The organism is Paenibacillus lacisoli, from assembly GCF_030580655.1.
GTDB classification, from domain to species: Bacteria; Bacillota; Bacilli; order Paenibacillales; family Paenibacillaceae; genus Paenibacillus; species Paenibacillus lacisoli.
This window is the reverse complement of record NZ_JAUQTB010000019.1, coordinates 1-24,791: the sequence shown is the minus strand read 5'-3', so window position 1 is coordinate 24,791 and position 24,791 is coordinate 1. Positions and strand designations below refer to the sequence as shown.

Below are 24,791 nucleotides of genomic sequence, written 5' to 3'. Positions count from 1 at the left end.
ATCAGAGGATTTCTTGGAATGGTTCAGCGATTCAAGGTCTCAATAAACAGGTTCATAAAAGCTTGCGAGTCCACCGTCTCCGCCACCAGCACATTCGGCTGCAGGCCAAGCCGGTTCTGGATATCGCATACCGTCTGGCCGTCACATAGACGGCTGCCGGTCTCGACATCCATAGAATAGGATTGTGTTTCAACAAGCTGAGGCTCTATGGCCACGGCGACAGCAAGCGGGTCATGCATCGCACAGGCTCGCACCCCGTTCACAAATTCATACCGGTCAATATAGGCGGCTGTACTATCCGCGACATATTGACGCAGCAACGGATCGGTCAGCTGGCGGATATGGTCCTCGGTCAGCAGCGCCTTCCGGGTTACGTCCAGGCCGATCTGCGTCAGCTTTGGAAAGCCGGCTTCAAGGACCAGCCTTGCGGCTTCCGGATCTGCGTAGATGTTGTATTCCGCTACGGGTGTAACGTTGCCCGGTCCGCGGACAACGCCGCCCATGAAGATCACCTCTTCCACATACTGCGGCAGCTCGGGAAACTTCTGCAGAGCCAGTGCGAGATTTGTCAGCGGACCTGTCATAATCAGCGTCAGTTCGCCAGGCGTCATCAGCGCGGTAGCCAATATATAATCCGGAGCGAAGCCCTCTTCCGGCTTCTTGGCAGGAATCAGATCAGACAGCGCACCGCCCAATCCGTCCTGGCCGTGCACACGATGCTCGTGAAATTTCTTGCGCAGCAGCGGCGCGGTTGCCCCTGCATATACCGGGATATGACGGGCGCCGGCGAGCTCCAGAATTTTGCAGGTGTTCAGGGTCGCCTGCTGCTGGGACACATTGCCGCAGACAGTGGTGATCCCGACAACGTCCAGCTGCCGGCTTTTGACGGCGAGCAGGATGCCGAGTGCATCATCAATACCGGTATCCACATCGAGCAGTACTCGTTTTGCCATGGTCTGCCGTCTCCTTTATCTGTAGATTAATATTAAGTTCGATTGGGATCAGTTGGCGATTTCTTTATTCCAGCGATCTGTCCAAGCTGCCATCTGGTCGTTGACCATTTTCATATCCAGCTTGTTCAGCTTCGATACAACGTCGGCACCGTACGTAACACCTTGAGCTTCATCATCAGACAAAATGACTTTGGCGTTCACCGGGGAATCGACTTTGGCTTTGGCGGATTTCTCCTGCACTTCCTTGCTCAGCTGCCAGTCGATAAATTTCTCGGCGAGCTCCTTATGCTTTGAACCTTTGACAACATTCAGGGTGTTCATGACCGCGTAGCCTCCTTCAGAAGGAACCACGAATTTGGCATCCGGCACTGCATCCTTCAGATCCTTGAAGTACATCTCCATAATAGGACCGCCGGCAATCTCTTCCTGGGAGAACATGTTGACGAACTCGGAGGTCTGCGTATAGAATTTCACCACGTTGCCGCTAAGTTCGGACAGCTTTTTGAACGCTGCATCTTCATTAAAAGTACTGCTGCCGGCCACCCGGGATGCCGCATCCAGCACCATCGGTCCGGCTGTAGCTGTAATGTTAGGAATGGTCAGGTTGTTCTTGAAATCTGCACCCCACAGATCCCCCCAGGAGGTTACGTCCTTCTTCACCAGAGCCGGGTTATAAGCAATACCGAGCTGCCCTACTGTATAGGCCGGACCATAGTCCTCACCAAGCGGAGCTTTGGCAATATCATAGATATCTTCAACATTAGGAATTTTAGAGCGGTCGATCTTCTCAAACAGGCCTTCATTGATCGCCTGCTGCGCATAGTAGTCGGACAGATACACGACGTCCACATCGGAAGTACCCTGACGGATTTTGTTCAGGCGTTCTGCGTTATTGCCGGTATCCAGCACAATTTTCACATTATTGGCTTTCTCGAATGGGGCGAATACTTCCGAGTTGAAGAATTCCTCCGAGAACCCCCAGGTAGAAATGACGAGCTTCTCCTGCGAACCGGAACTGCTGCTGCCGCTGCTCGCTGTGCTTCCTGAAGTGCTGTCCCCGCTGCCGCATCCTGCCAGCAATACGGATGTCAATGCTGCTACTGCCATGCCACTCAACCATTTTTTCGCTTTCATCCTCTAAACCCCTCCAGAAAAGTAATATAATAAAAACAAAAAAGAAAAGCATTCTTGTTATAGACAAGAACACTTTTCTCTGTAAACAAAGAAAATAGATTACCCGCTGCTTCTCAAGGACTCCCCGTCAGATAGATCCGAAAGGAATGCTCCCAATATGAAGTTATCATCGACTAGCCTGCTAGAATCACATTCGTAATCGCATACTGTGTCGGGGAGTCATAATCCCGCAGCACAGCTTCAATCGGAAGATCCATGAGTTCCTCGAGCTTCTCCCTGAACTTCTTCTTATATAGAAGAGACATGCGGAAATCCACTTCCAGCTTCAAGCCGGGGGCTTCCCCTTCCAGGGCATCCGATCGAGGTGAACGGCGATGCTTGGCATAAAAGGTGACGATGTTCTGATCAATACTTACTCTCAGGAGAGTCGTACCGAACCCGAACAGTTCCTTGGAGATCTCATTATAAATCTGGCACATCTTCTTCTTGGTTTCGTTGCTATCAAGACTGTTTAGCCGTGTCATGATCTCTCACCCTCATGTCAGGATTACCGTACATTCAACCCGGTAACAAGTCCTATTATAGACAAATGTATAACATTCGACAACCCCAAAACCAAATTTATTCGTTTTTTTACTAAAAATACGAACATTCCTAACAATAATACATCCAATTTACACGGATTCATGGCTGTTTCCTGATTCTATGGTCCCTGTTCAACTGCCTGCCTATGCAAAAAAGCCGCCAGTGTCCTGGCGGCTTTCATCTCATGTTATTAATATAGGGAAGCCCAACACTCGGGAGGCGATTACGTCTGCCCGACCCAATCCTCACCGGCAATCTCATGCCAGCGGCTCCGAATCTGGCGGAACACATCCTCAGTCAGCATACCGCCTTGCAGAAGTTCAGCATTCTGCTGCCAGCGGTTCGGTTTGGTTGTACCGACAATGGCGGTATCGACGCCCGGTACACTCAAGGTGAATTTCAGTGCAGATTCTACCGCCTTCGACACATCTCCGGCCAGAAAATCATAGTTCAGCTCACGCAACCGGTTCCAGTAAACGAAGGGATAAGCCGTCTCATCCATTGTATCAAATGTCCAAGCCGCATTCGCAATCGGCCGTTTGGCCGTTATGCCCATCCCCCGCTTGCGCGCTTCGGGAATCGTCTGCTCCAGTACCTCTTGGTCGGCAATATTCACTGATGTCTCCAGACTGTCGAATACACCGGTCTGTACCGCATAAAGTGCATCATTCCGGTCACCGCTGTAGCCGATAAAACGGGTCTTGCCCGCCTCCTTCGCCCGCTGCAGTACCTCAATGACAGCCCCTTGACGCAGGACCTCTTCAGAGCAGCTGTGGAGATGTATCATATCGACATAATCGGTTTTCAATCGCTTCAAGCTCCGCTCAATCGTCTGCTCCAGCAGGACTGGATCCCAGTCCGCATAATCCAGACCTGAAGCATGCCCACACTTGGTGAACAGATAGTAGCTGTCTCGCCGCTGCGACAGAACGCTGCCGATCAGCTCCTCACTGTCTCCGTAACACTCGGCCGTATCAATGACATTTAATCCGGCATCCAGTGCACTATGCAGCAGACGGTCTACGTCCTCACGGGATACTCCGCTGCCTATCTCCGAGCCGCCGAAGCCAAGTACACTCACTTCCATTCCGGTCTGTCCATAACTTCTCTTCTCCATACTTCCAATCCCTCCTCGATCCTTGTTAGGTCATGCCAAGTCCCTGTTTGCTAAAACATTCAACATGGTTATTTACCCTTCCTGCCGTTTTTTAAAAGCGTTTACAAAAATCATCGTGCCGAGCTTTTCTCTAGACCACTCAATCAGGACGATAGTCTCTGCTTCTTCCATCGCTTGTTCGATCGTGAATTTTCGTTGTAAGGTAACGCTTTAACGTGATACGATAATATATTAATGCTTGCCTTAACACAAATGAATACAGGGGTTGAACCATTCATGATGACGATGATGATCTTTGCAGGCATTGTGATTCCCATTATAGCTGCGGCCATTCTGCTGATGCTGCGCATCCTGGATAACGAGCTGGATGTGCTGGAGCTGGAGAACGTCAAAGTCAGACTGGAGAAAGAGCTTCAGCAGAGCGAGTATAACCAGCTCAGCGAGAAGATTCAGCCTCATTTTCTGTTCAACTCCCTGAACGCCTTTATGTCTCTCAGCCGGCTTGGCCGGCATCAGGATATGATCCAGGGTATGGAACAGTTCTCGATGTTCCTGCGCTACCGCTACCAGGAGCGGGGGAATCTGGTTCCTTTTCGTTCAGAGCTTGAGCATACTCGCCATTACCTGGCCATCCAGCAGCTGCGTTTTGGCCCGCGTCTTCATATCTCCTATGATCTCGATCCAATAGCAATCGGCAGTCTGATTCCGCCGTTCACTCTGCAGACGCTGGTAGAGAACGCGTTCAAGCATGGGCTGGAGCAGACGCCTGGCGACAAACACTGCCGGATTACACTGCTCCGTGAGAGCAACTGGGTCACGCTTAAGGTTATCGACAACGGCGGCGGGGCGATTGCCCCGAACCATGCAGGCGGTATCGGATTATCCAACTTGCGGCGGCGGTTTGCTCTGCTGTTCGATCTAACTTCCTCCCTGACACTGGAGAAGAATGCCGAAGGAGCCACAGAGGCTGCAGTCAGCTGGCCTTATGTACCGGAAGGGGATATCCAATGAATGTATTAATTGTAGACGATGAATATCTGGAAGTGGAACAGATGGAATTTCTGCTGCGGCGGGAATATCCGATGTGGAAATTTTACCGCGGCGAAGATGCTGCGAGTGCACTGAAAATTGTAAACCAGGCGAATATCCAGCTCGCTTTCATCGATATCCGAATGCCGGGCTGTGATGGTCTGGAGCTGTCAGCACAGTGCAAGCAGAAGCAGCCCGAAATGGAGGTCGTTATCGTCTCGGCTCACCATGATTTTCAGTATGCACGGCGTGCGATACAGGTAGATGCGCTGGACTTCCTGCCTAAGCCGTTTACAGAACAGGAACTCCAGCTCGCCTTGAAACGGTTTATGAAGAAACAGCATTATACTCCGGGCCGAAGTACACACGTCCAATATGCGATGGAACGCATCCGGCTTGGTTATGCGGATAAGTTGAGCCTGCAGGATATTGCTGCAGAGATTCCGGTGACCCCCTCCTACCTGAGCCGCTGCTTTTCTGAAGAAATTGGTGAAACGTTCCAGGACTATCTGCTGTCTTACCGGATCCATCAAGCCAGAAAGCTGCTGGTCGAACAGCCTGGTCTTAGCATGACGGTAATTTCTGAACAGGTCGGGTTATCCAGCCAGCATCATTTCAGCAAAGCCTTTAAGCGGATTGTAGGCATTACACCGACCAAATACCGGGAGCGCGAGCTGTAATGGACTGGTATATGATCCTGCTGTTCGGTGTTGGACTTCTGATCTTTCATATGCATCTGCTCGCCGAGCACCGATCCATTCCGGATTTTCTGAATGACGGTCTGGGTTGCCGTATGCCTCAAAACGTAGTCTTTCTGCTGTTCTCCCTGACCGGCGGCCTGACCTTTCTTCTTCCCCTCTTCCTTACGGTGCAGTATGGCTATGCTGCTGAATCCGCAGCGGCAGTCGCAGGAGCAGCGGTGCTGATAGCTCTCGGGTTCAGGGGCAGATTCCATCTGTTGATGGTTAAGACCGCCGGCAGTGAGGAAGACCTGCTGGAACAGCGCTTCACCTCCGTTGGCCGCCGTGCGGGTGGTCTGACGCTGCTCTTGCTGGGCAGTGAAGGGCTTGTGCTCAACATTGGCTTCATGGCCTTGTTCCTGCACCTTATGCTGAAGGTCAGTCCGGTCTGGAGTGTGTTCTGCATGCTGAGCTTCTGCGTTATATTTGCGGTGATCGGCGGGGCAAAAGGATTCTGGCAGATGGGGCTATGGTTATTTGCGGCAGCCTTTGTAATTCTGACACTGCTGCCGCTCTCCGTATACACTTTTGAAGGAATTGCTCCTATCAGTGAGCGGCTAGAGTCTGCAGCGCTTCATTCAGGAGGAGCAGACTGGAAGCTCTATGCCGGCAGCGCCGTTTTCATGGTATTTATCGTGGGCAGGCTGCTGAGCGGCATGCTGATCCACAGACCGCTTGGCAGAGCCAAGCCTGAACGGGCAGCCGTGATCTACAGTCTGGCGGCGCTGTGCTGGAGTGCAGTACCGCTCGCGGCTGGCGCCATGCTGATCTATCTGCTCTCTTCAGCTGACGCTCCAAGCGAGGCCGCCCCCATCTCCTGGAGCCTGATCAGCGCCTCCCTCTCGGCTCATCTCCATGTACCGCTGACCTATGCAGTAACCGGCTGGCTCCTCTGCTCATGTCTGCTCGGCGCAGGGATGTCGCTGCAGGGTATGGTGAGTCTGCTTCCGCGTTCCCTCTATTCCGGAAGTAAGGTGCATTCACTCTATCTTGCTGGTGTTCTCTTCTGCCTGCCGCTCTGGCCAGCCTCCCTGTTCTCCGGCTCCTATCTCGAAGCGGCCGGCCTGCTCTACCTTCAGCTGTATCTTGCAGGAACGATGCCGTTGGTGCGCCTTCTGCACAGTCCGGCACGCCGAGGGGTCAGTTGGTCCGTCACAATCTGGGTTCCAGCACTAATCGGCTGGATAGCTGCGCTTTGGAGCGACTGGTTGTACGGATCGATCATAAATGTTATTTTATCTTACATTATTGTGTTAGTTGCAATCCGTAAAACGTAATTTTGTTAACATGAATGCAAAAACAGTCCATATAAAGACAAATACAATCCCCCTGCCCGCTTTATAATGAGTAAAAAATATCGGAGGGGGATTCATCATGACTAATGGCTTGAAAGTTGAGAAGGAGCATTTTATCTACGCATTCGATAAGAACACAGAGCCCGCTGTGCAGGTATCGCCCGGAAGCCGGCTTGTGATCGAAACCTATGACTGCTTCCAAAATCAGATTCAGCATGCTGATACGACCTACAGCACGATTGACTGGAACCGTATCAATCCCGCAACAGGTCCTGTTTATGTGGAAAGTGCGGAGCCCGGGGATATTCTGAAGGTGACGATCGAGCAGATTGACCTTGGGCCACAGGGCGTGATGGCAACGGGCCCTCAGCTCGGCATTATGGGACATCGTCTGAATGAATTTGAAGTCAAAATCATCCCTGTCCAGAACGGTAAAGCCCTGTTCAACGACAAGCTGCAGCTGGACCTGAATCCGATGATCGGCGTTATCGGCGTGGCACCGGAACAGGAGCCTGTATCCTGCGGCACGCCAGGTTCACATGGCGGCAACATGGATACAACTCTCGTAACGACGGGCGCGGTTCTGTATTTCCCTGTATATCAGCCCGGCGCGCTGTTCGCTCTCGGCGATCTGCATGCGGCCATGGGCGATGGTGAGGTTGGTGTATCCGGTATCGAAATTCCGGCTGAAGTAACCGTCACACTTGATGTCATTAAGGGACAATCCATTCCTTATCCTTTCCTCGAAAATAAAGATGGTCTTGCTGTCCTCGTCTCCAAGGAAACCTTGGACGAAGCTGCCAAATCAGCAGTAGAGATCATGGCAGATACACTTCTCCCTCATACAGATCTGTCCCTAGGCGAATTAACAATGCTGTTCAGCGCGGTCGGACAGTCACAAATATCTCAAATTGTAGACCCGCTGATGACGGCACGTTTCTTCGTCCCCCGTCAGGTACTGGACGCATACAACATTCAACTTTTTAACGGCAGCCTGGCTGAATAGGAGGAGATGGACTGATGAACGAACAAAAAACAACACCTGCTTCGTCCACAAACAGCGGAAATCTGGAGCAGTTCGGTTATAAGCAGGAATTAAGCCGTTCCCTTTCCTTTTGGGATCTGCTGATCTACGGATTGATCTTTATGGTCCCAATTGCTCCCTTCGGCATTTACGGCCAGGTGGCCCAAGGCTCGCACGGAATGGTGGCCCTGGCCTACCTCATCGGGATGGTGGCCATGATATTCACCGCACTCAGTTATGCACGCATGTCTGAGGCCTTTCCCATTGCCGGCTCCGTCTATTCCTATGCCCAGCGCGGAATTAATGAATATGTCGGCTTCTTCGCAGGCTGGGTAATCCTGCTCGATTACATTCTGATCCCATCCCTGATGTACCTGGTCAGCTCGGCAGCCCTCGGTGACGTGCTGCCTGATGTACCTATCTATGTATGGCTGCTGATCTTTATCGTAGTCAACACGCTGATTAATATGCTGGGCATTGAATTTACCAGCAAGGCAAACAAAATTATACTTGCGCTCGAATTAATTGTACTGGCTGTATTTATCATTACGGCGATTATCGCTTTGGTGAAAGGCGTGAATGGAGCGGAGTTCACCTTTAAGCCGCTGTATGACAAAAACCATTTCAGTCTTAATGTCGTTATGGGTGCCGTATCCATTGCCGTTCTCAGCTTCCTGGGCTTTGATGCCATCTCCACCCTTGCAGAGGAATCCAAAGGCGGCAAGAAATCAGTTGGGCGCGCTGTCATCTTCTCCCTCCTCGTGGTTGGCATCATGTTTATTATCCAGACGTGGCTGGCTGCGCTGATCTGGCCGGACTACACCACCTTTGAGAACGCAGACACTGCATTCTATCAGATTGCCGAGATCGCTGGCGGCCCTTGGCTCAAATGGACAACGATTGTAGCAACAGCCGTAGCCTGGGGACTTGCAGACGCACTGGTTGCACAGGCAGCCATCTCGCGAATTTTGTACAGTATGGGCCGTGACAAGAAGCTTCCTTCCGTTCTATCGAAGGTTCATGCCAAGTACAAAACACCTTATGTCAGCATTTTGCTGGTGGCGGTAATTTCCATTATTGTTACATTCGGTTTTGCTTCCCATCTGAGCACCCTGGCTTCTCTGGTGAATTTCGGTGCCCTTACAGCATTCCTTTTCCTGCATATTGCGGTTGTGAACTACTTCCTGCGTAAGCAGAAGAGCAAGGATTATATCAATCACCTGCTGTTCCCGATCATCGGATTTGTAGTCATCGGTTATGTCTGGCTGAATCTGGACGCCGCCTCCAAGAAGGTGGGACTGGTCTGGATGGCAATCGGAATTCTGTATATGATCTACCTGAAGCTGACGAAGAAAGGCTCTTCTCTCAGCGATGATTTGATGTAATTAGTATGCTTTAATGAAGAAAATCCCCTCCGCGGGAGCGAGGAAGGACATCGGATGATGTTCCACTCGCCCCAAGAGGGGATTTTTATTTTACTTATATTGTGCACGAATCGTCGGTACATTCACCGCCTTGTGCACTCCCGTTCGTTTTAATCACGGGCAGAGGCTGAACGGTTTGATTCTCCTCCCACACCTTGTTCAATACCTCAAGAAACAGGCTGGAAGGCTGAGCACCGGATACGGCATATTTATTATCGAACACGAAGAACGGTACACCGGTCAGTCCCAGCTGAACCCCCTGCTCGATATCCTGATGAACATCCTGGGCATACTTGTCGCTGCTCAGCACCTGTTCCACTTCTTCCACACTTAATCCAAGTTCCTCAGCCACCGCAGTCAGCACGGAATGTTCACCAATGTTAACTCCATCTATAAAATAGGCCTTCAACAGACGTTCCGCCGCTTCATCGCCCTTGCCCTGGGACGCAGCATAATGAGCCAGCCGATGGGCGTCGAGCGTATTCGTTGGTTTAACCCGATCAAAATCATAATGCAGACCCAGCTCAGCCGCCTGACCGGTAACCTGATCGTTCATGGCTTTCGCCTGGGCGCGGGGCATTCCGTATTTGGCAGCCAGCATATCATGGATATCCCCCGAAGGATGAACCGAAGCCTGCGGGTCCAACTGGAAGCTGCGGAATACAGTTCGGACCCCATCTGCGTGAGCAAACTGTTCCAATGCCTCTTCAAAACGGCGTTTACCGATGTAACAAAACGGACAAGCAAAATCTGACCAGATATCTATTTTCATGTTCTATCTCCTCCTGCTCATTTAACTGATGCTCCTGAATCTCTTTATTTTAAAATAACCTGTATCCACAAAAATTACAAGTTGCGTGTAAGTAAACGTTGTTAGACGCCTTTCCTTTTCAAGCTCTTTCATATCATGAATTGTGGGTAAATGGATAATAACCAAAAAAGAGAGGTTACGTTCTGCAGCCTCATGAGAGGAGAGAGGGCCTATGTGGTCTGCATTGATGTGGGGCGGCATTTCCGGTTCAGCCGTCCTGCTGGGAGCTCTAATTGCTGGATGGTTCGAAATCAAGAAAGCCATTATTGCTGCCATTATGGCCTTCGGTACCGGCATTTTGATGGGTGCTGCTGCCTACGAGCTGCTGGGAGACGCTGTCGAAGACGGGGGACTACTGCCGACCGCCATTGGTTTCCTGCTGGGGGCAATCGTATTCACAGGCTTCGATTGGATGATTGCCAGAAAGGGCGGCAAAAACAGAAAACGTTCCGGCGGGCAAGATGACAAGGCATCAGGGAAAAGCTCGGGGGACAGCGGCAGCGGCCTTGGCATATTTATCGGCACAGTTATGGATGCCATTCCCGAATCGGTCATGATCGGCGCCAGTCTGCTGGCCGGGGGATCTGTCAGCTGGCTTCTGGTTATATCTATCTTCGTCAGTAACATTCCTGAAGGCTTATCCAGTACGGTAGGTCTCAAACAGGGCGGGTATTCCCGGCGTACCATCTTCCTGATGTGGGGTATTGTGCTTGCGATATCGGCTCTGGCCTCCATGGCAGGTTATACGCTGCTGGAGCATGCACCTGAACCATTGATGGCCGGCATCGGAGCCTTTGCAGGCGGAGGTATCATTGCGATGATCGCTTCGACGATGATGCCTGAAGCTTATGAGGAAGGCGGTCCCTGGGTTGGATTGATTACTGCTCTTGGCCTGTTCACCTCCCTTGTACTAAGCTCATTGTCCTGAATTTGTTTTACGCACAGAAGGGAAGCTGCCCGGGGCAGCTTCCCTCTTTCATTATTTTAGATTCCGGTACGGTCCCGGCCTTACACCTGCAGGGCACCCAATTGGGCAAAACGCGACTCAAACCTTTCCTTCATCCGCCTCTTGACCGCAGGCTCCAGAAAAGCAGCATCCACTCCATTAAGGATCAGTTGTCCAATCTCCTTCAGCCTGAAACCGAATTTATCCATCAGGATGCTGTACTCCTCGTGAATAGAGGTATTAGATACGGTCAGATTATCTGTATTCACCGTCAGCTTCAGACCTGCATCAAAATACTCGCGGATCGGATACACATTCCAGTCCGCTACAGCGCGTGTCTGGTAGTTGCTGATCGGGCACATCTCCAGCACAATCCCCTGATCGTGCACCATATGGAACACCTGCTTATCCTCACGCAGGCGTACACCATGCCCGATACGGGTGGCTCCCAGCCGTGTAATGGCTTCACGGATGTTCTCGGGACCTGCCGCTTCCCCGGCATGAATCGTAACTGCCAGGCCAAGCGCCTGTGCACGCTCGAACACCTCCCGGTGCAGCTCTGCCGGATATTCTGCTTCCGGCCCCGCCAGATCAACAGCCGCCAGTCCTTTACCTTTGTATGCCGCTGCAGCTTCGATTACTTCCAGATTGTCACGGATGGAGTGATGACGCAGACAGATCGCGATTGCCCGCGAGGTTACACCGTAAACCTGCTCACCCCGCTGCAGTCCTTGTAATACATGCCCGATCGCATCATAGCAGGACAACCCTTCACCTCTGTGCAGCTGTGGACCAAACCGCACCTCAATATATTCACAGTTATCTGCCGCCGCCTGCTCCACCAGCTCGAAGGCAACCCGCTCCAGCGCTTCTCCCGTGTGAAGAAAGCCTGCCACGAAGTCAAACTTGGACAAGTACTCCACCAGACTTCCGCAGCGCCCGCTGACTTTCATGTGGGGGATCAGCCCATCCGCATCCACTGCGGGAAGCTTGATGCCGCGCTGACGAGCGAGATCCAGAATCGTAGCTGTTTTCACACTGCCATCCAGATGCAAATGAAGATCCAGCTTGGGCATTTTACGCAAAATTTCCTTTTGTTTATCCTGCAGCATAAGATTCCCTCCCGCTCCCAATTGGATTACGCTGACGCGCAGCCCAGAATTTGTTTCCGTTTAACTACTTACAAGCAATTGATGTCCGATAAACTTACATATAGATCCGATGTTATGCTTATCCACTGCTATTAACGATGTTTTTTACAAATATTCCATCTATAATAGCACATCTGCGTCATAAAAAAATACATATTTATAACATATCCATGCTGATAAATAAATTCCATAGGCGGAATCCCCTGGAATCACTCTTTATATAACACGCACATAACATGGATTGAGCGAATGAACTTCCTAATAACGTATATCCTTTTTTCTTCCTTAGATAAGGGATAACTCTCCAAGAACCTCCCTTAACTCTTCAAAGCTTGCAACCGTCCGCAGCGGCATACGATCCGACTCTTGAGCCACAGCGCGGTAATTATACCAGATCATATTCCATCCGGCTGCGATTGCGCCTACAACATCATTACGCCAAGAATCTCCTATATAGACACACTCTTCCGGGGAAGTTCCTGTCTGCTGATTGACATAGTGAAAAATCCCGGGCGAAGGTTTGGCGATCCCTACACTGCCCGAAATGAAAATTCTGTCGGCCGGCACGACCTTGTCCAGGCCCAGCGTCTGGATTTTGCGGAATTGATGCTTTTGCTCTCCGTTCGTGATTAATCCCACCTGCATACCGCCATCCTGCAGCTGCTTCATCAATTCTACAGCCCCCGTGAAGGGTGCGATTTCTTTTTGTCTTGCCTCATACCTCGCTTGAAGCTCCTCCGCCTGACCCTGACTCAGCTCCAGACCAAATCGACGCATCGCAAGGATGTATCGTCGGGTACGCATGGCCGACAGCTCCTCTTCACCCGGGTTCCGGTCCGAAAGCTTTGCCTCATCTGACAGCACATCACTATAATGCCGTATCTGGTGGAAAGCCTGTTCATAGTCGAAGGTTTCCGGCAGTTCCAGCACTTCCCGGAGTGCCAGTCTGGTTGGTTCCAGCAGATCATACATCGTGTCATCCACATCAAAAAAAACGGCCGTCAGCCGCTGTTCCGCTTGTTCTTTCATCTTCTGCCTCTTCTCCTGTTCCTTGTCTGCGGTTTCAACCTGATCTCATCGTGTCCAATATACATGTGATTGAGCTTTTCAACTATTATAGCCTTCTCTTATCTTCTGTGCATCCACCCTCACTTGCGAAGAGCTGCCAACATATGATAGACGTAGAGTACAGGGCTGCAGGTAATAGCTGACCTAAGCTCCGCCATCCAATTACTATCAAACTCCGGAATGGTGACGAAATTGTTAACAACTTTTGTAAAATAATAAACGTTTAATAGATAAGCATTAGCAGATTCTACTGGTATATTCCAAAATGACAAATAAACGACTGATCAAGCCCATATAAGGAGAGACTTTTATGAAGATACAGACCCTTAGCCGCAGTGCTGCCCTACCCTACCGACGGGCCGCCGCGAACCAAAAAACCGCTTCGTTACCCACCATGCCTCCAATCATCAAGGAGCTGATCCGATTCGAGGACGAACTGGAAATGGAACGGCATTCCCTTGGCTTTGATCTGGGGCTTGTCATGGAACGCGGCTCCGGCACCCGGTACATGCCTACGCCGCCAGATGTTATTCCATTCGCACATGCAGGGAGAGACGGCATTCATTACGGCTTCCTGACCGATTTCGGCATGACACGCAGCCTGGAGGAAGCCCCGATTGTAGCAGTTGCTCCCATGTCGGTGAACAGCGTCTGGCTCGTTGCGCGCAGTATTAGGGAGTTTTTGAATGTACTGTACAGCTGCCCCGAGCTGCTGACACGATTTGATGGAACAGCCGAGAGCTACCAGCTGCATGCTATAACGGAAGGGGACCCCCGCCAAGAACGGGTCCGGGAGCGATTCCGGGAGCGCTTTAACATTACGCCGGTGACGGATCCGTGCGAGTATATGACCCGCTTAATGGAGGATCGCCGCCGTCAGGTGGCCGTTCCTACGCTGAACGGGCTGGGTGTACGTTCACTCAGTGATACCAGAGACATCTGCCATACGTGCTACACGGTGCCCGAGCAGATCGACTGGCAGCTGAATGGACCAGCTGTACAGCTCTTTTTTGCCAGCGCAACTCCGGAAGCGAAGCTGGCATTTGTCCGCGATATTCAGAGCAACCACCTGCTGACAGACGACGGACTCCGTACCTTCGTTGACGGGGAGCTGCGCACATTCGGGTTTGCCGAAGTAGCAGACCGGCTGAATGAATCGTATTACATTCCGTATATCGAAGCCTGATGTCTTTGTGATACAATAATCCGAACAGAATGCGCTTGACATAGGCAAGCATATAGGAAAGGTAGCTTGAATTTCATGTTGTCGATTCCCACATACCAAATTATTGAACTGTGCCTGCTTGCCGGCAAAATCATGCTGCAGAGCGGTGCCGAGACCTACCGCGTTGAAGATACGATGACCCGGATTGCCGATGCGCTGGGGCTGGAGCACTCTCACAGCTATGTAACGCCAACCGGGATTATCTTCTCCATTGACGGAACGGAACCCGCCAAACTGATCCGGATCATGGAACGCACCACGGATCTGCGTAAGGTTACCGAGGTGAATGCCATTTCCCGCTCGATCAGCAGCGGAGAGATGACGGCTGAGGAGGCACGCATCCGGCTGAAGGAGCTGGAGCATATCTCGTTAGCTTATCCGGTCCCCGTGCAGATTGCAGCCGCGGCTATTGCCAGCGGCTCCTTTCTCATCATGTTCAGAGGCAGCTGGCCTGACTTCATTCCGGCGCTGATCAGCGGCGGGCTTGGCTTCTCGGCAGTGTATTATTTCCACCGTCTGGTCCAGGTCAAATTCTTCGCCGAATTCTCCGCAGCTTTTGTTGTCGGACTTGCTGCACTGCTGTTCGTTACGCTTGGCTGGGGGCACGAACTGGACAAGATTATCATCGGTTCTGTCATGCCGCTAGTACCGGGGCTTCTCATTACCAACGCTGTCCGCGATCTGATGGCCGGCCATCTTGTCTCAGGCATGTCCAAAGGAGCTGAAGCCTTTCTAACGGCGTTCGCCATCGGAGCCGGAATTGCTGTCGTTCTGTCCTTCCTGTAAGTGACAGGCATCCTACCGGAACTACTGTCACGGATTGAATACAAGGAGGCAAACAGGTGCTATTCCAGATGCTCGAACAATTAATAACAAGCTTTATAGCCGCCGCCGCTTTTGTCATTATCTTCAATGCACCGCGCCGGACGCTGCTGCAGTGTGGTCTGGTCGGGATGATCAGCTGGTTTGTGTACTTTATGCTGGTGGATCGTTATGATGCCCTGGCAGCGTCCCTTGCTGCCACCTTTATCGTCGGCATCGTCTGCCAGGCCTTTGCCAGGCTGTACAAAATGCCGGTTATCATCTTCAGTGTCGCGGGCATTATTCCGCTTGTTCCCGGCGGTATGGCTTATGACGCAATGCGCAATTTCGTGGAGCATGATTATAACAACGCTATGGAACTGGCAGCAGAAGCGATGATGATCTCCGGCTCCATTGCTGTAGGTCTGGTCCTCTCGGAGGTTCTTAACCAGATGATCCGCCGGGCAGGCATACGAACCCAGTCCGGCACCAAATCATGACCGGATTTCAGCATATAAAAGGGCTGTTCCCAAGCCAAGCAGCAGCGGGAACAGCCCTTTTCGTATTTCAGCAGTATGATTGTCGTAGGAAAGCGGTAGCGATTGGCGTATGGTTCGAATATTTCTGCTCTCCGATTGTCATTTGCCTAGGCACATGCCCCGAAGGATCTTCATATGATGCACAAGTTCAGTCTTCATCGTGAAAAGATCGAATAAGGAGAGATGACGTTTATGCTTCATTTGAACGGTCGTACACCGCAGCCTTACAGCCAGACCTTTATCCCCCGCGGGACTGGGACTCCCTTCAGCCCGCCGCCTGCAGCGGCAGGAGGAGCTGCCAAACCAGCCTTTCCACCTGCCGGCACCATAATTACCAGTGTGTGGAGCGATGTAACCGGAGACGGTATACCTGATCTGGTCTATCTGATTGGCACCCCGCCGGATCAGAATAGTCCATTCCTGACTAACATCACGCTCGCCATGCGGAACGGGTCCAGCCAACAGACGACGTATGTTCCACTGGCCACCAATTCAGGGTATAATCCCACATTGTTTGCCGGTGATTTTGTTGGTGACGGCGTTGCGGATATTCTCATCCGAATCGATTCCGGCGGTTCGGGGGCTTTTACGTACGATTATATCTACTCCTTCTATGGCGGCACTCCGCTGCTGATCTTCGACTACGAGCTCTACAATATGTCCCAGTCCTTCAAGGTCCGGTATCTCGATCACTATCGTCTTGAGGTGACAAGCCGGCAGCCGGCCCAGGTCTATCTACTGGATATCTCGCTGCGCGGAAAGGATTATCTGTCCGAAATTTACAACCCCAATGGCACGCTTAAAAAGCCGCTGGAAGGCGATATCGCCCCGCTCAGCGGCCTGTACCCGGTCGATCTGGAACGCGATGGAGTCTACGAGCTTCAAGCCTATCACGGGATTATCGGCCAGTACAACGCCGACCGCTTCGGCTATATCGTCAATACGCTGAAACTCAGTAATAACGGCTGGCAGATTATCCAGCAGTGGGCCTCCATTTTCGGAGCAGACCCCGCTCACATTCAGCCGGCAGGCTCCAGCATGCCCGCAAACCGAATCTGATCCAATCCGGCTGCTGCCGGCAGCCGGCTCAAGGCTCAAGACGTTTGCCGACGATGGCCAGATCCCGCTCAATTCCATCAAGCTCTGCAATCCGCGGGTAATATCCCCACTGCTCAAAGCCGAACTTGCGCAGCAGCGACAGACTCGGATCATTGTGTCCGAAGACAAAACCCAGCAAGGTTCGAACTCCCAGGCGAGGGCATTGATCCAGTACATACTGTACCAGGATACTGCCTACACCCCGGCCGCGGAACTGCTCATTCACGTAGATGCTCAGCTCCACCGTACCATTATATGCAGGTCTACCATAGAAGGATTGAAGGCTGGCCCAGCCGGCAATCTGCTCTCCCTCCCGGAGAACCCAGAGCGGCCGGCGGTCCGGCGTATGCTCTTCGAACCAGGGAATCCGGCTCTCCACACTGACCGGCTCCAGGTCTGCTGTAGCCATTCGTCCAGGTATTGTGGAATTATAGATTTCAACAATCGCCGGCAAATCTTCAAAACGTGCAATATCAATGCTGAATTGTGTGCTCATACCCATTCCCCCGCGTTCTGAGTAAATAACTTCTCTGATAGCAATGTGCTAACGTTATCTTTGTTCTGGCAGTACCTTTACTATTCTACCGGACAATGCAGAAGACAGCTATATCAGAATTTCAGCTTCTCTGCGCCTGCTTTCACTCGAAGTAACAGTCTGCCTGGTGGAAGCACAAGCTTCGGCTGCCCGCCGGCCCGCCGTGCAATGCCCAACAAGCAATGGCCTGTAATGGTCTGACCTGGCAAATTCCAATTATGTCCATCAGCTTCCGGAGAATATGCTGCCTTATCGCAAGGGGTTCCGCGTATAAACAGACGAATTTTGCGATTTATGTCCATACAGGCATATAATAAAAAATAGAATTGTTTAAAAATGAATGACCCATTTCTGATTTCGCGGGAGGTGTATCCGGATTTTTCCGGAGAACAATGAACATTGGCCAACATATCCATATTCTTAAAGTCCCGATGGGACCAGATCATTATATTCATCCTGTAGTCATTGAAGATCCTGATGGTCTAACACTTGTAGATACAGGCATGCTTGGCGAAGCTTCATTCTTGGAGGAAGCTATGACGAAGGCAGGACTTGATCTGTCCCGTCTGAAGCGTATTCTGATTACTCACCAGGATATCGATCACATCGGTAATGTCACGGTACTGGCGGATCAATTCCCTGAGGTTGAAATTTTCGTCCATCGAGATGACGTCGCTGCCGTTACCGGGCTTGAACCATCTATCAAATTTACGCCGGAGCGCATTTCCAAAATGCCGCAGCCGATGCAGGATACTGCCAATCAATTTATCTCAAAGCTCAGTCATCTGCATATTGCCCGTGTACTTGAAGATGGAGACCGTCTTCCTTATGGCGGCGGGCTTGAAGTTATTCATACACCAGGACATACACCAGGTCACATTTCCCTATACTTCCCATCCCAACGCTTGGTACTGGCTGCAGATGCAATGCGTGTTATTGATGGTGAGCTTGTCGGCCCTGCCGAAGCCCTTACACCTGACATGAACCTGGCCATCGAGAGCCTGACTAAACTGGCTGCCCTGCCAGTTGAACAGATCCTTTGCTATCACGGGGGTTTGTACAGCCGGGAACCACAGGCGCGAATCGCTGCACTGGCAGGACAAGCCTCAGAATAATTCCGTTTCCTGACTGCACTCATCATCATCCCAAAGTCATGGCACAGGTGTTCAAATGAAGCTGTCTCTTGTATGATTTATACGAATGCCAGCCTGAGTAGAGAGGATTGAATTACCTATGAATACGAATCTGCAAAAGCTGTCCGCCTCCCTGTCCGAGAACCGGTGGGACGGGCTGCTGATTACGGATCCCCAGCATGTTTATTACCTGACCGGCTTTGCCAGCGAACCTCATGAACGCTTCCTGGGCCTGCTGCTTGTACAAGGTGAGGACCCGGTTCTGATTGTACCGGCGCTGGATGCTGAAGCCGCCCATGCGGCATCTCCGGGCCTCCGCCTTGTGCCGCATCGCGATACCGATAACCCTTACTCGCTGCTGGGTGAACAGCTGCATGGGCTTCAGGCGCCTCAGCGTTTTGCCCTAGAGAAGGAGCATGTCTCCCTTGCCCGCTATGAGCAGATCAGCGCCGTGATCGGTGCGGTGGCTTATGATGACGCGGGCCCGGTCCTGCGCGATATGCGTGTACGCAAAACTCCAGAAGAAATCCAGCGCTTGAAGCATGCGGTCCGACTCGTTGAAGAAGTGCTTCGGCATGGCCTGACCCATGTCAAGGAAGGTGTGACCGAAGTTGAGCTCGTTGCCGAGCTGGAGTACCAGATGAAAAAGCTTGGTGCAGACGGACCTTCCTTCGATACAATGGCCCTCTTCGGCGAGAAAACGGCGCTGCCGCACGGTACCCCAGGAGCACGCAAACTGCAGTACGGCGATCTTGTTATGTTCGATCTCGGTGTCTATGCCGGAGGTTATGCATCCGATATTACACGCACCTTTGCCTATGGCAGCATAACACCTGAGCAGGAGAACATTTATCAAGCTGTTTTGGGTGCAAACCTGAAAGGAATTGAAGCCAGCCGTCCCGGTGTAACGTGCGCTTCTGTCGATCAGGCGGCAAGGTCGGTGATTGAGCAGGCCGGATACGGACCTGCCTTTAATCATCGTCTGGGCCACGGATTAGGCATGGGTATTCACGAATATCCGTCTCTTCACGGCAGTAACCAGGATCCGCTGATTGAAGGTATGGTATACACCATTGAGCCGGGTGTTTATGTGCCTGGCGTAGGCGGTGTACGTATTGAGGACGATGTTCTCGTTACTGCGAACGGTGTGGAAGTCCTGACCTCATTTCCAAAAGAACTGACTATCCTCGGTTAACATAGAGGCCCTATACGGCAGCACAAAAAAACCGGAGCGCTATGAAGCGGCTCCGGTTTTTGTCTCTTCCTGCTCTTCCTTGAATATAAAGCTGCGGCCGATATAGAGAATCGGAGTTCCCGCTGCGGTAAGAACAAATTTGAGCACATAAGTGGTCAGCAGAATTTCCAGCCATACCTGCCAGCTGTATTCTCCGCCAGTAAAAGCAATAGAACAGAAAATCAGCGTATCCACAAAAGAACTGACGAGCGTACTCCCGTTACCCCGGATCCACAGCTGCCCCCGTGTCGGGAAGAACCGGCGAATCCAGGAATACAGCTTCACATCCAGGAATTGGCTGATGACATAAGCCGTCAGACTCGCCAGAGCCAGACGCGGCATCAGGCCAAAGATGGTTTGCAGCGATTGCTGGGCAAAGTCGCTCTCTCCCGGTTCAAATGCAAGCGTCATCTGCATCAGGATCGTCGTCATGACCAGCGTGAAGAAGCCGAACCAGACAGCCTTGCGAGCTTCCTTCAGACCATAACGCTCATTCAGCAGATCGCTGGCCATATAGAGGCTGACATACATCGTATTGCCAAGGGTCATGGTAATGCCCAGCATCTCGATCGTCTTCGTGACCTCAATATTCGCAATGACGGTCGCGACGCCGATCCAGGCATACAGCCCTTTCTTCCCGAACAAGCGGAAGCATAACAGGAATAATCCGTAATTGACCAGGACGTAGAAAATGCCCCATTCCAGATTATTCATATAAAACTGATTAAGCATACAATCCTCCTAGTTTTGATATCGCGGGATGGTTACGAACCGCGGTCTTGTCCGCCTGCAGCGGCAAAACTTCATCTACTCTACCATAGAGCCGTGATTTTGAACAGACCTGCTGACTTCTTAACTTGGATGAAAAAAGCCAGGGCGGCCGCCCCGGCTTTTTTCGTTTGGCTGATCATCAGGCATGTGCAGCTGAATCCAGCTCAGTATTCATATCGTTGTATACTTTCGGATCATTATCCTTCATGACACGGCTGGTAATCAACCCTGCAGTCATGGAATCGTTCACGTTCAGTGCCGTACGGCCCATATCGATCAGCGGTTCAACGGAGATCAGCAGACCTACCAGGGCTACCGGCAGATTCATGGTCGACAGCACGATCAGAGAGGCAAACGTCGCTCCGCCGCCGACGCCTGCGACACCAAAGGAACTGATAACGACAACCAGGATCAACGTCAGGATGAAATCCCAGCTTGTAGGATCAATGCCTGCCGTCGGTGCGATCATTACCGCCAGCATCGCCGGGTAAATACCTGCGCAGCCATTCTGACCGATTGTGGCACCAAAGGAAGCCGACAGGTTCGCAATCCCTTCGGATACGCCCAACTTCTTCGTCTGGGTCTCCACGTTCAGAGGAATCGTCGCTGCACTGGAACGCGAAGTGAATGCAAATACCAGGGTAGGAATTACTTTCTTCACATAGGTCACCGGGTTGTAGCGGAAAATGCTGAGCAGAATCAAGTGAATGATGAACATCACGATCAGTGCCACATAGGAAGCCAACACGAACTTGATCAGCTTCAGAATCTCATCCGGATTGGTTGTAGAGACCACTTTTGTGATCAGGGCAAGAATTCCGTAAGGTGTCAGACGCAGCACCATCGTAACGATACGCATAACTACTGCATAAACAGCGTTAATCATATTACGGAAAGTTGCAGCCTGCTCCGGCTTCTTACGGTCAACACCCAGAACAGCCACCCCGATAAAGGCCGAGAAAATGACGACTGCCAGCGTCGAGGAACGACGTGCTCCTGTCATATCTTCGAACGGGTTGGTCGGAATAAACTCCAGAATCTGCTGCGGAATCGTTTTGTCCTCTACATCTGCGAGCCGCTCCTGCACCTTCGTCACCTGTGCCTGCTCACGGTCTCCTGCCTGAATCTCGATCGATTTCAGATCAAAACTCAAGCTTGTTACAATGCTGACGGTCGCTGCTATAGCTGTCGTAATTAACAGCACCGCAATAATGAGACCGGCCATTTTACCCAAATTTTTGCCGCCCTTCAGGTTCATAATCGCCGAGATGATCGACACCATGATCAGCGGGATAACGATCATCTGCAGGAGACCGACATAACCGTTACCGACCAGGTTGAACCAGTCCACGGACTTGGCCAGCACATCAGAGCCTGCTCCATAGATCAGCTGAAGAATTACGCCATATACGATACCAAAGCCCAGTGCCGTAAAAACGCGCTTTGTAAATGAAATATGTTTTTTCTGCATCCAAAACAGGACGCCAAGCAGTACCAGCATGACTGCTACGTTAATAATGGTAAGAAGATAATCCAACCCTCTCGCTCCTCTCGCTCTCCGCTTTTTTTCTAGGCAATGCTGAATTGCTTTTCCGCCGGAGAGTCTTATGAATATAAAATATGTCTAATGATTTATAACCCCGGGTTTAGAACATAAACAAAATTAATTCGGTAATTTAATAAAACCCATTAAACAGGTCAGAAATCACTTCTTTATTGTAAACGATTTATGTAAGTTTTCAAGAGAAAAAGAAAAAATATATAACATGCGTCTATTCAACCAGAGTTCTATTAGGTAAAATATACTAAACTACAGACTATCAGACCCATATTATTCTATACTTTTCTTGTTTTCTGTCCTAAAAATGGTATAAACTTCTTGTTTTCGGCGAATATAACATCTTCACGGACGGTGACATCATACTCAAGGCCTGTGCACGGCCGGTCAGTATGGGCAAAAAGTTAGTGGATTGGGCAAGACCAGAAAGGAGAATTATTATGTCACGGTTCATTCGCTCATTGGTGACCAAAACCAAGCAAATCCGTTGGCCCCGTTTTAACCGATTCAAGCAAATCAAAGGCACGCCAAAAAAGGGCTCCGACCGTGGTCGCAACCTGGTTGCCAGGGCAAAAGAACTTGATTGGGCCGGACTCTTACGTTTTAATGGTACCATCGGTGCCAAGATTCGGATTATGCTGCTGCTCAGCCTGCTTTTGTCTTCTATTTTATTCAGCATTTCTTTTTATCTGATATCCACGGATATTATTAAAAGTAATGTCCTCCCGCAGCTGGACAAGACCCTGTCTGCAAGTGCGCAGGACGTATTCCGCGATATGAACACATCCCGTGCTATTCAGAGCAAGGACAGTGAAGGTGCCAGAACTTCATTTCAATATTTCCTTCGGGATAAAATCAAGAAAAATAATGTTGAAACAGCCTATCTGCTTGAATATGACAATGATAAGGCAACGGTGGTTGTAAAAGCCGAGGGTTCCAGCGTCAAGGAAGGCGATTCCCTGGAGATTCAGCCTGCCATGAAGGAGGCCTTTGCTAACAAAACCAGTGTCAGCGGTGTCTATTCCGACCAGTATGGTGTGCACAAAACGGAGTACTTCAGCATTCCAGGCAGCAAGCTGCTTCTCGCTGTAAGTATGGACGTCAGCTTCATTCAGGAGAAAATAAGTCAGATCACCTGGATCTGTATCGGCATTACGGTGCTCGTCCTTGTCCTCAGCTGGGTTGTATCCATCTGGCTGGTCCGCCGTCTGACCAAACCGATCGATCAGCTGCTGGAACACAGCAGACAGGTATCCCGGGGCGATCTGACCCAGGAGCTCCAAATTAACGGACGTGATGAGATTGCACAGCTGGCTGTAAGCTTCCAGTTGATGACCGAGAATCTCAAAACGATGATCGGGCAGGTGCTTGCCTCCTCCAGCGAGGTCGTTCAAGGATCGGATGACTTGAGACAGCGCGTGGAAGCCATGAACGGCATGGTTGCCCGTTCCGTTGACCTGACAGACAGCATCGAGCAGGGCAGTACAGCGATTGCAACAAGCGCAGCCGAGAATTCCCGGGCTATGGAGGAAATTACGCAGGGTATCCAGCATATCGCGACATCAGCGTCCGAAGTAACGGAAATGATCGGCACCGCCGCTGACCAGGCCGTGAACGGCAACAAGCTGGCACAGGATGCGATGCAGCAGATGAATTATGTCGGACAGACTGCGGAAGAGTCCCTGTCCTACATCCGCACCATGAATGAACGGTCTCAGGCGATTGAACAGGTACTGTCTTCCATCTTCGAAATAACGAAACAGACCAATCTGCTGTCCCTGAATGCTTCCATTGAAGCTGCACGTGCAGGCGAACATGGGCGGGGATTTGCCGTCGTAGCCGGCGAGGTACGCAAGCTCGCCGAACAATCCAAGACCGCAGCCGAAGAAATCGCTACCTATCTCCACATTATCCAGGAGGATTCCAAGCGCTCCGTCGATGCCATGAGCCGGGTTAACCAGGAGATCCAATCCGGTACCGAGAAGGTACAGCAGGCAGGCGGGGCCTTTGACCACCTGGTTGAGGTCATTCAAAGCGTTAATCACACGATTCAGGCCGTATCTGCAGCTACCGAGGAAGCTTCGGCCGGTTCCGAAGAAGTCAGCGCATCCGTCGAAGAGACGGCCCAGATTACTTCGAAAGCCCAACAGACTATTGGACATATCGTACAGATTTCTGAAGATCAGCTGAACGATATGAAGGAGCATGCACAGACGGTCAACCATCTGAATCAGCAGGCCGCACTCTTGCAGGAAGCCGTTAGCAAATTCAAAATTGAATAGCTCTTGTTAAATCTAACATTTGTACTTAACCAGAAAGACAGCATGTGAAACATCCCAGACGGGTACAAGCTAATCAAAAAGCCGACTGCAGCTGAAGTTACCCCCGTCAAGTAGACAGATATAAAATAGCTCTGTGACTAAGCAGCCTTAGTTCGGTATTCCACCGGGCTAAGGTTGTTCAGCTTTTCCTGAAAACGTTCGTTGTTGTAAAAATGAATATAGCGTTCAACAGCTCCCACGAGTTGCTCCTCGGAGGTGAAGGTGTGGAGGTGGAGGCATTCCGACTTGAGATGCCCGAAGAAACTTTCGATGCAGGCGTTATCCCAGCAGTTTCCCTT

General features: G+C 51.1%; 25 protein-coding genes. 13 read left to right on the top strand and 12 right to left on the bottom strand.

Annotated features, from left to right (window positions below; genetic code table 11):
• Positions 1-23: 23 nt before the first annotated feature.
• The 4 genes from Q5741_RS19840 to Q5741_RS19825 all read right to left on the bottom strand — a co-directional run bounded on the left by Q5741_RS19840 (position 24) and on the right by Q5741_RS19825 (position 3,789).
• Entirely contained in the window at positions 24-953 is a 930-nt protein-coding gene (locus Q5741_RS19840; RefSeq protein WP_305025846.1) for a nucleoside hydrolase, read from the bottom strand.
• Positions 954-1,001: 48 nt separating this feature from the next.
• On the bottom strand, positions 1,002-2,087 hold the full coding sequence (locus tag Q5741_RS19835) for an ABC transporter substrate-binding protein (RefSeq protein ID WP_305025845.1): 1,086 nt from the start codon (positions 2,085-2,087) through the stop codon (positions 1,002-1,004).
• A 173-nt stretch (positions 2,088-2,260) separates the two neighbouring features.
• Positions 2,261-2,611 carry a Na-translocating system protein MpsC family protein gene (locus tag Q5741_RS19830; protein WP_305025844.1) on the bottom strand — a complete coding sequence of 117 codons (351 nt, stop codon included), beginning with the start codon at positions 2,609-2,611 and terminating at the stop codon, positions 2,261-2,263.
• Between the two features lie 284 nt (positions 2,612-2,895).
• The gene (locus Q5741_RS19825; protein ID WP_305025843.1) at positions 2,896-3,789 is read right to left on the bottom strand and encodes an aldo/keto reductase; all 894 of its coding nucleotides are present in this window, start codon (positions 3,787-3,789) and stop codon (positions 2,896-2,898) included.
• Positions 3,790-4,065: 276 nt separating this feature from the next.
• Between Q5741_RS19825 and Q5741_RS19820 the strand changes: the two genes are divergently transcribed.
• The 5 genes from Q5741_RS19820 (at position 4,066) to Q5741_RS19800 (ending at position 9,262) form a co-directional block, all read left to right on the top strand.
• Positions 4,066-4,800, top strand: a complete 735-nt coding sequence (locus Q5741_RS19820; RefSeq protein ID WP_305025842.1) for a sensor histidine kinase — start codon at positions 4,066-4,068, stop codon at positions 4,798-4,800.
• A complete protein-coding gene (locus Q5741_RS19815) occupies positions 4,797-5,498 on the top strand; it encodes a response regulator transcription factor (RefSeq protein WP_305025841.1) in 702 nt (233 codons plus the stop codon). The genes Q5741_RS19820 and Q5741_RS19815 overlap by 4 nt, the downstream gene beginning before the upstream one ends.
• Positions 5,498-6,835, top strand: a complete 1,338-nt coding sequence (locus Q5741_RS19810) for a hypothetical protein (RefSeq protein ID WP_305025840.1) — start codon at positions 5,498-5,500, stop codon at positions 6,833-6,835. Before Q5741_RS19815 ends, Q5741_RS19810 begins: the two co-directional genes overlap by 1 nt.
• Before the next feature lie 97 nt (positions 6,836-6,932).
• Positions 6,933-7,859, top strand: coding sequence for an acetamidase/formamidase family protein (locus tag Q5741_RS19805; protein WP_305025839.1), 927 nt, complete (start codon positions 6,933-6,935; stop codon positions 7,857-7,859).
• 14 nt (positions 7,860-7,873) lie between these two features.
• On the top strand, positions 7,874-9,262 hold the full coding sequence (locus tag Q5741_RS19800) for an APC family permease (RefSeq protein ID WP_305025838.1): 1,389 nt from the start codon (positions 7,874-7,876) through the stop codon (positions 9,260-9,262).
• 94 nt (positions 9,263-9,356) lie between these two features.
• Here Q5741_RS19800 and Q5741_RS19795 read toward each other — a convergent pair whose 3' ends face one another.
• On the bottom strand, positions 9,357-10,073 hold the full coding sequence (locus tag Q5741_RS19795) for a DsbA family oxidoreductase (protein WP_305025837.1): 717 nt from the start codon (positions 10,071-10,073) through the stop codon (positions 9,357-9,359).
• A 211-nt stretch (positions 10,074-10,284) separates the two neighbouring features.
• Here Q5741_RS19795 and Q5741_RS19790 point away from each other — a divergent pair, with 211 nt between their 5' ends.
• Positions 10,285-11,040 (top strand): ZIP family metal transporter, encoded by a 756-nt coding sequence (locus Q5741_RS19790; RefSeq protein WP_305025836.1) that lies wholly within the window; start codon positions 10,285-10,287, stop codon positions 11,038-11,040.
• Positions 11,041-11,120: 80 nt separating this feature from the next.
• Here Q5741_RS19790 and add read toward each other — a convergent pair whose 3' ends face one another.
• Both add and Q5741_RS19780 read right to left on the bottom strand, forming a co-directional pair.
• Positions 11,121-12,170 (bottom strand): adenosine deaminase, encoded by a 1,050-nt coding sequence (add, locus tag Q5741_RS19785; RefSeq protein ID WP_305025835.1) that lies wholly within the window; start codon positions 12,168-12,170, stop codon positions 11,121-11,123.
• 324 nt (positions 12,171-12,494) lie between these two features.
• A complete protein-coding gene (locus Q5741_RS19780; protein WP_305025834.1) occupies positions 12,495-13,238 on the bottom strand; it encodes an HAD family hydrolase in 744 nt (247 codons plus the stop codon).
• Between the two features lie 349 nt (positions 13,239-13,587).
• On the opposite strand from Q5741_RS19780, the gene Q5741_RS19775 reads away from it, so the two are divergent.
• From Q5741_RS19775 to Q5741_RS19760, 4 genes are all read left to right on the top strand, one after another.
• Entirely contained in the window at positions 13,588-14,463 is an 876-nt protein-coding gene (locus tag Q5741_RS19775) for a hypothetical protein (protein WP_305025833.1), read from the top strand.
• Positions 14,464-14,538: 75 nt separating this feature from the next.
• Positions 14,539-15,288, top strand: coding sequence for a threonine/serine exporter family protein (locus Q5741_RS19770; protein ID WP_305025883.1), 750 nt, complete (start codon positions 14,539-14,541; stop codon positions 15,286-15,288).
• A 68-nt stretch (positions 15,289-15,356) separates the two neighbouring features.
• A complete protein-coding gene (locus Q5741_RS19765; protein WP_305025882.1) occupies positions 15,357-15,803 on the top strand; it encodes a threonine/serine exporter family protein in 447 nt (148 codons plus the stop codon).
• Between the two features lie 231 nt (positions 15,804-16,034).
• The gene (locus tag Q5741_RS19760) at positions 16,035-16,901 is read left to right on the top strand and encodes an FG-GAP repeat domain-containing protein (protein WP_305025832.1); all 867 of its coding nucleotides are present in this window, start codon (positions 16,035-16,037) and stop codon (positions 16,899-16,901) included.
• 28 nt (positions 16,902-16,929) lie between these two features.
• On the opposite strand, the gene Q5741_RS19755 is transcribed toward Q5741_RS19760, so the two are convergent.
• The gene (locus Q5741_RS19755) at positions 16,930-17,442 is read right to left on the bottom strand and encodes a GNAT family N-acetyltransferase (RefSeq protein ID WP_407074392.1); all 513 of its coding nucleotides are present in this window, start codon (positions 17,440-17,442) and stop codon (positions 16,930-16,932) included.
• Positions 17,443-17,549: 107 nt separating this feature from the next.
• Positions 17,550-17,684 (bottom strand): hypothetical protein, encoded by a 135-nt coding sequence (locus Q5741_RS19750; protein WP_305025830.1) that lies wholly within the window; start codon positions 17,682-17,684, stop codon positions 17,550-17,552.
• Positions 17,685-17,867: 183 nt separating this feature from the next.
• On the opposite strand from Q5741_RS19750, the gene Q5741_RS19745 reads away from it, so the two are divergent.
• Positions 17,868-18,590 carry an MBL fold metallo-hydrolase gene (locus Q5741_RS19745; RefSeq protein ID WP_305025829.1) on the top strand — a complete coding sequence of 241 codons (723 nt, stop codon included), beginning with the start codon at positions 17,868-17,870 and terminating at the stop codon, positions 18,588-18,590.
• Between the two features lie 118 nt (positions 18,591-18,708).
• Complete coding sequence (locus Q5741_RS19740) at positions 18,709-19,803, top strand: M24 family metallopeptidase (RefSeq protein ID WP_305025828.1); 1,095 nt, start codon at positions 18,709-18,711, stop codon at positions 19,801-19,803.
• A gap of 39 nt (positions 19,804-19,842) precedes the next feature.
• Here Q5741_RS19740 and Q5741_RS19735 read toward each other — a convergent pair whose 3' ends face one another.
• Positions 19,843-20,556 carry a queuosine precursor transporter gene (locus tag Q5741_RS19735; protein ID WP_305025881.1) on the bottom strand — a complete coding sequence of 238 codons (714 nt, stop codon included), beginning with the start codon at positions 20,554-20,556 and terminating at the stop codon, positions 19,843-19,845.
• 196 nt (positions 20,557-20,752) lie between these two features.
• Positions 20,753-22,114, bottom strand: a complete 1,362-nt coding sequence (locus Q5741_RS19730; RefSeq protein WP_305025880.1) for an L-cystine transporter — start codon at positions 22,112-22,114, stop codon at positions 20,753-20,755.
• A gap of 497 nt (positions 22,115-22,611) precedes the next feature.
• On the opposite strand from Q5741_RS19730, the gene Q5741_RS19725 reads away from it, so the two are divergent.
• Entirely contained in the window at positions 22,612-24,453 is a 1,842-nt protein-coding gene (locus Q5741_RS19725) for a methyl-accepting chemotaxis protein (RefSeq protein ID WP_345784175.1), read from the top strand.
• A 137-nt stretch (positions 24,454-24,590) separates the two neighbouring features.
• Here the strand turns inward: Q5741_RS19725 and Q5741_RS19720 are convergent.
• The coding region (locus tag Q5741_RS19720; RefSeq protein ID WP_305023320.1) for an IS3 family transposase at positions 24,591-24,791 on the bottom strand (201 nt) is incomplete at its 5' end.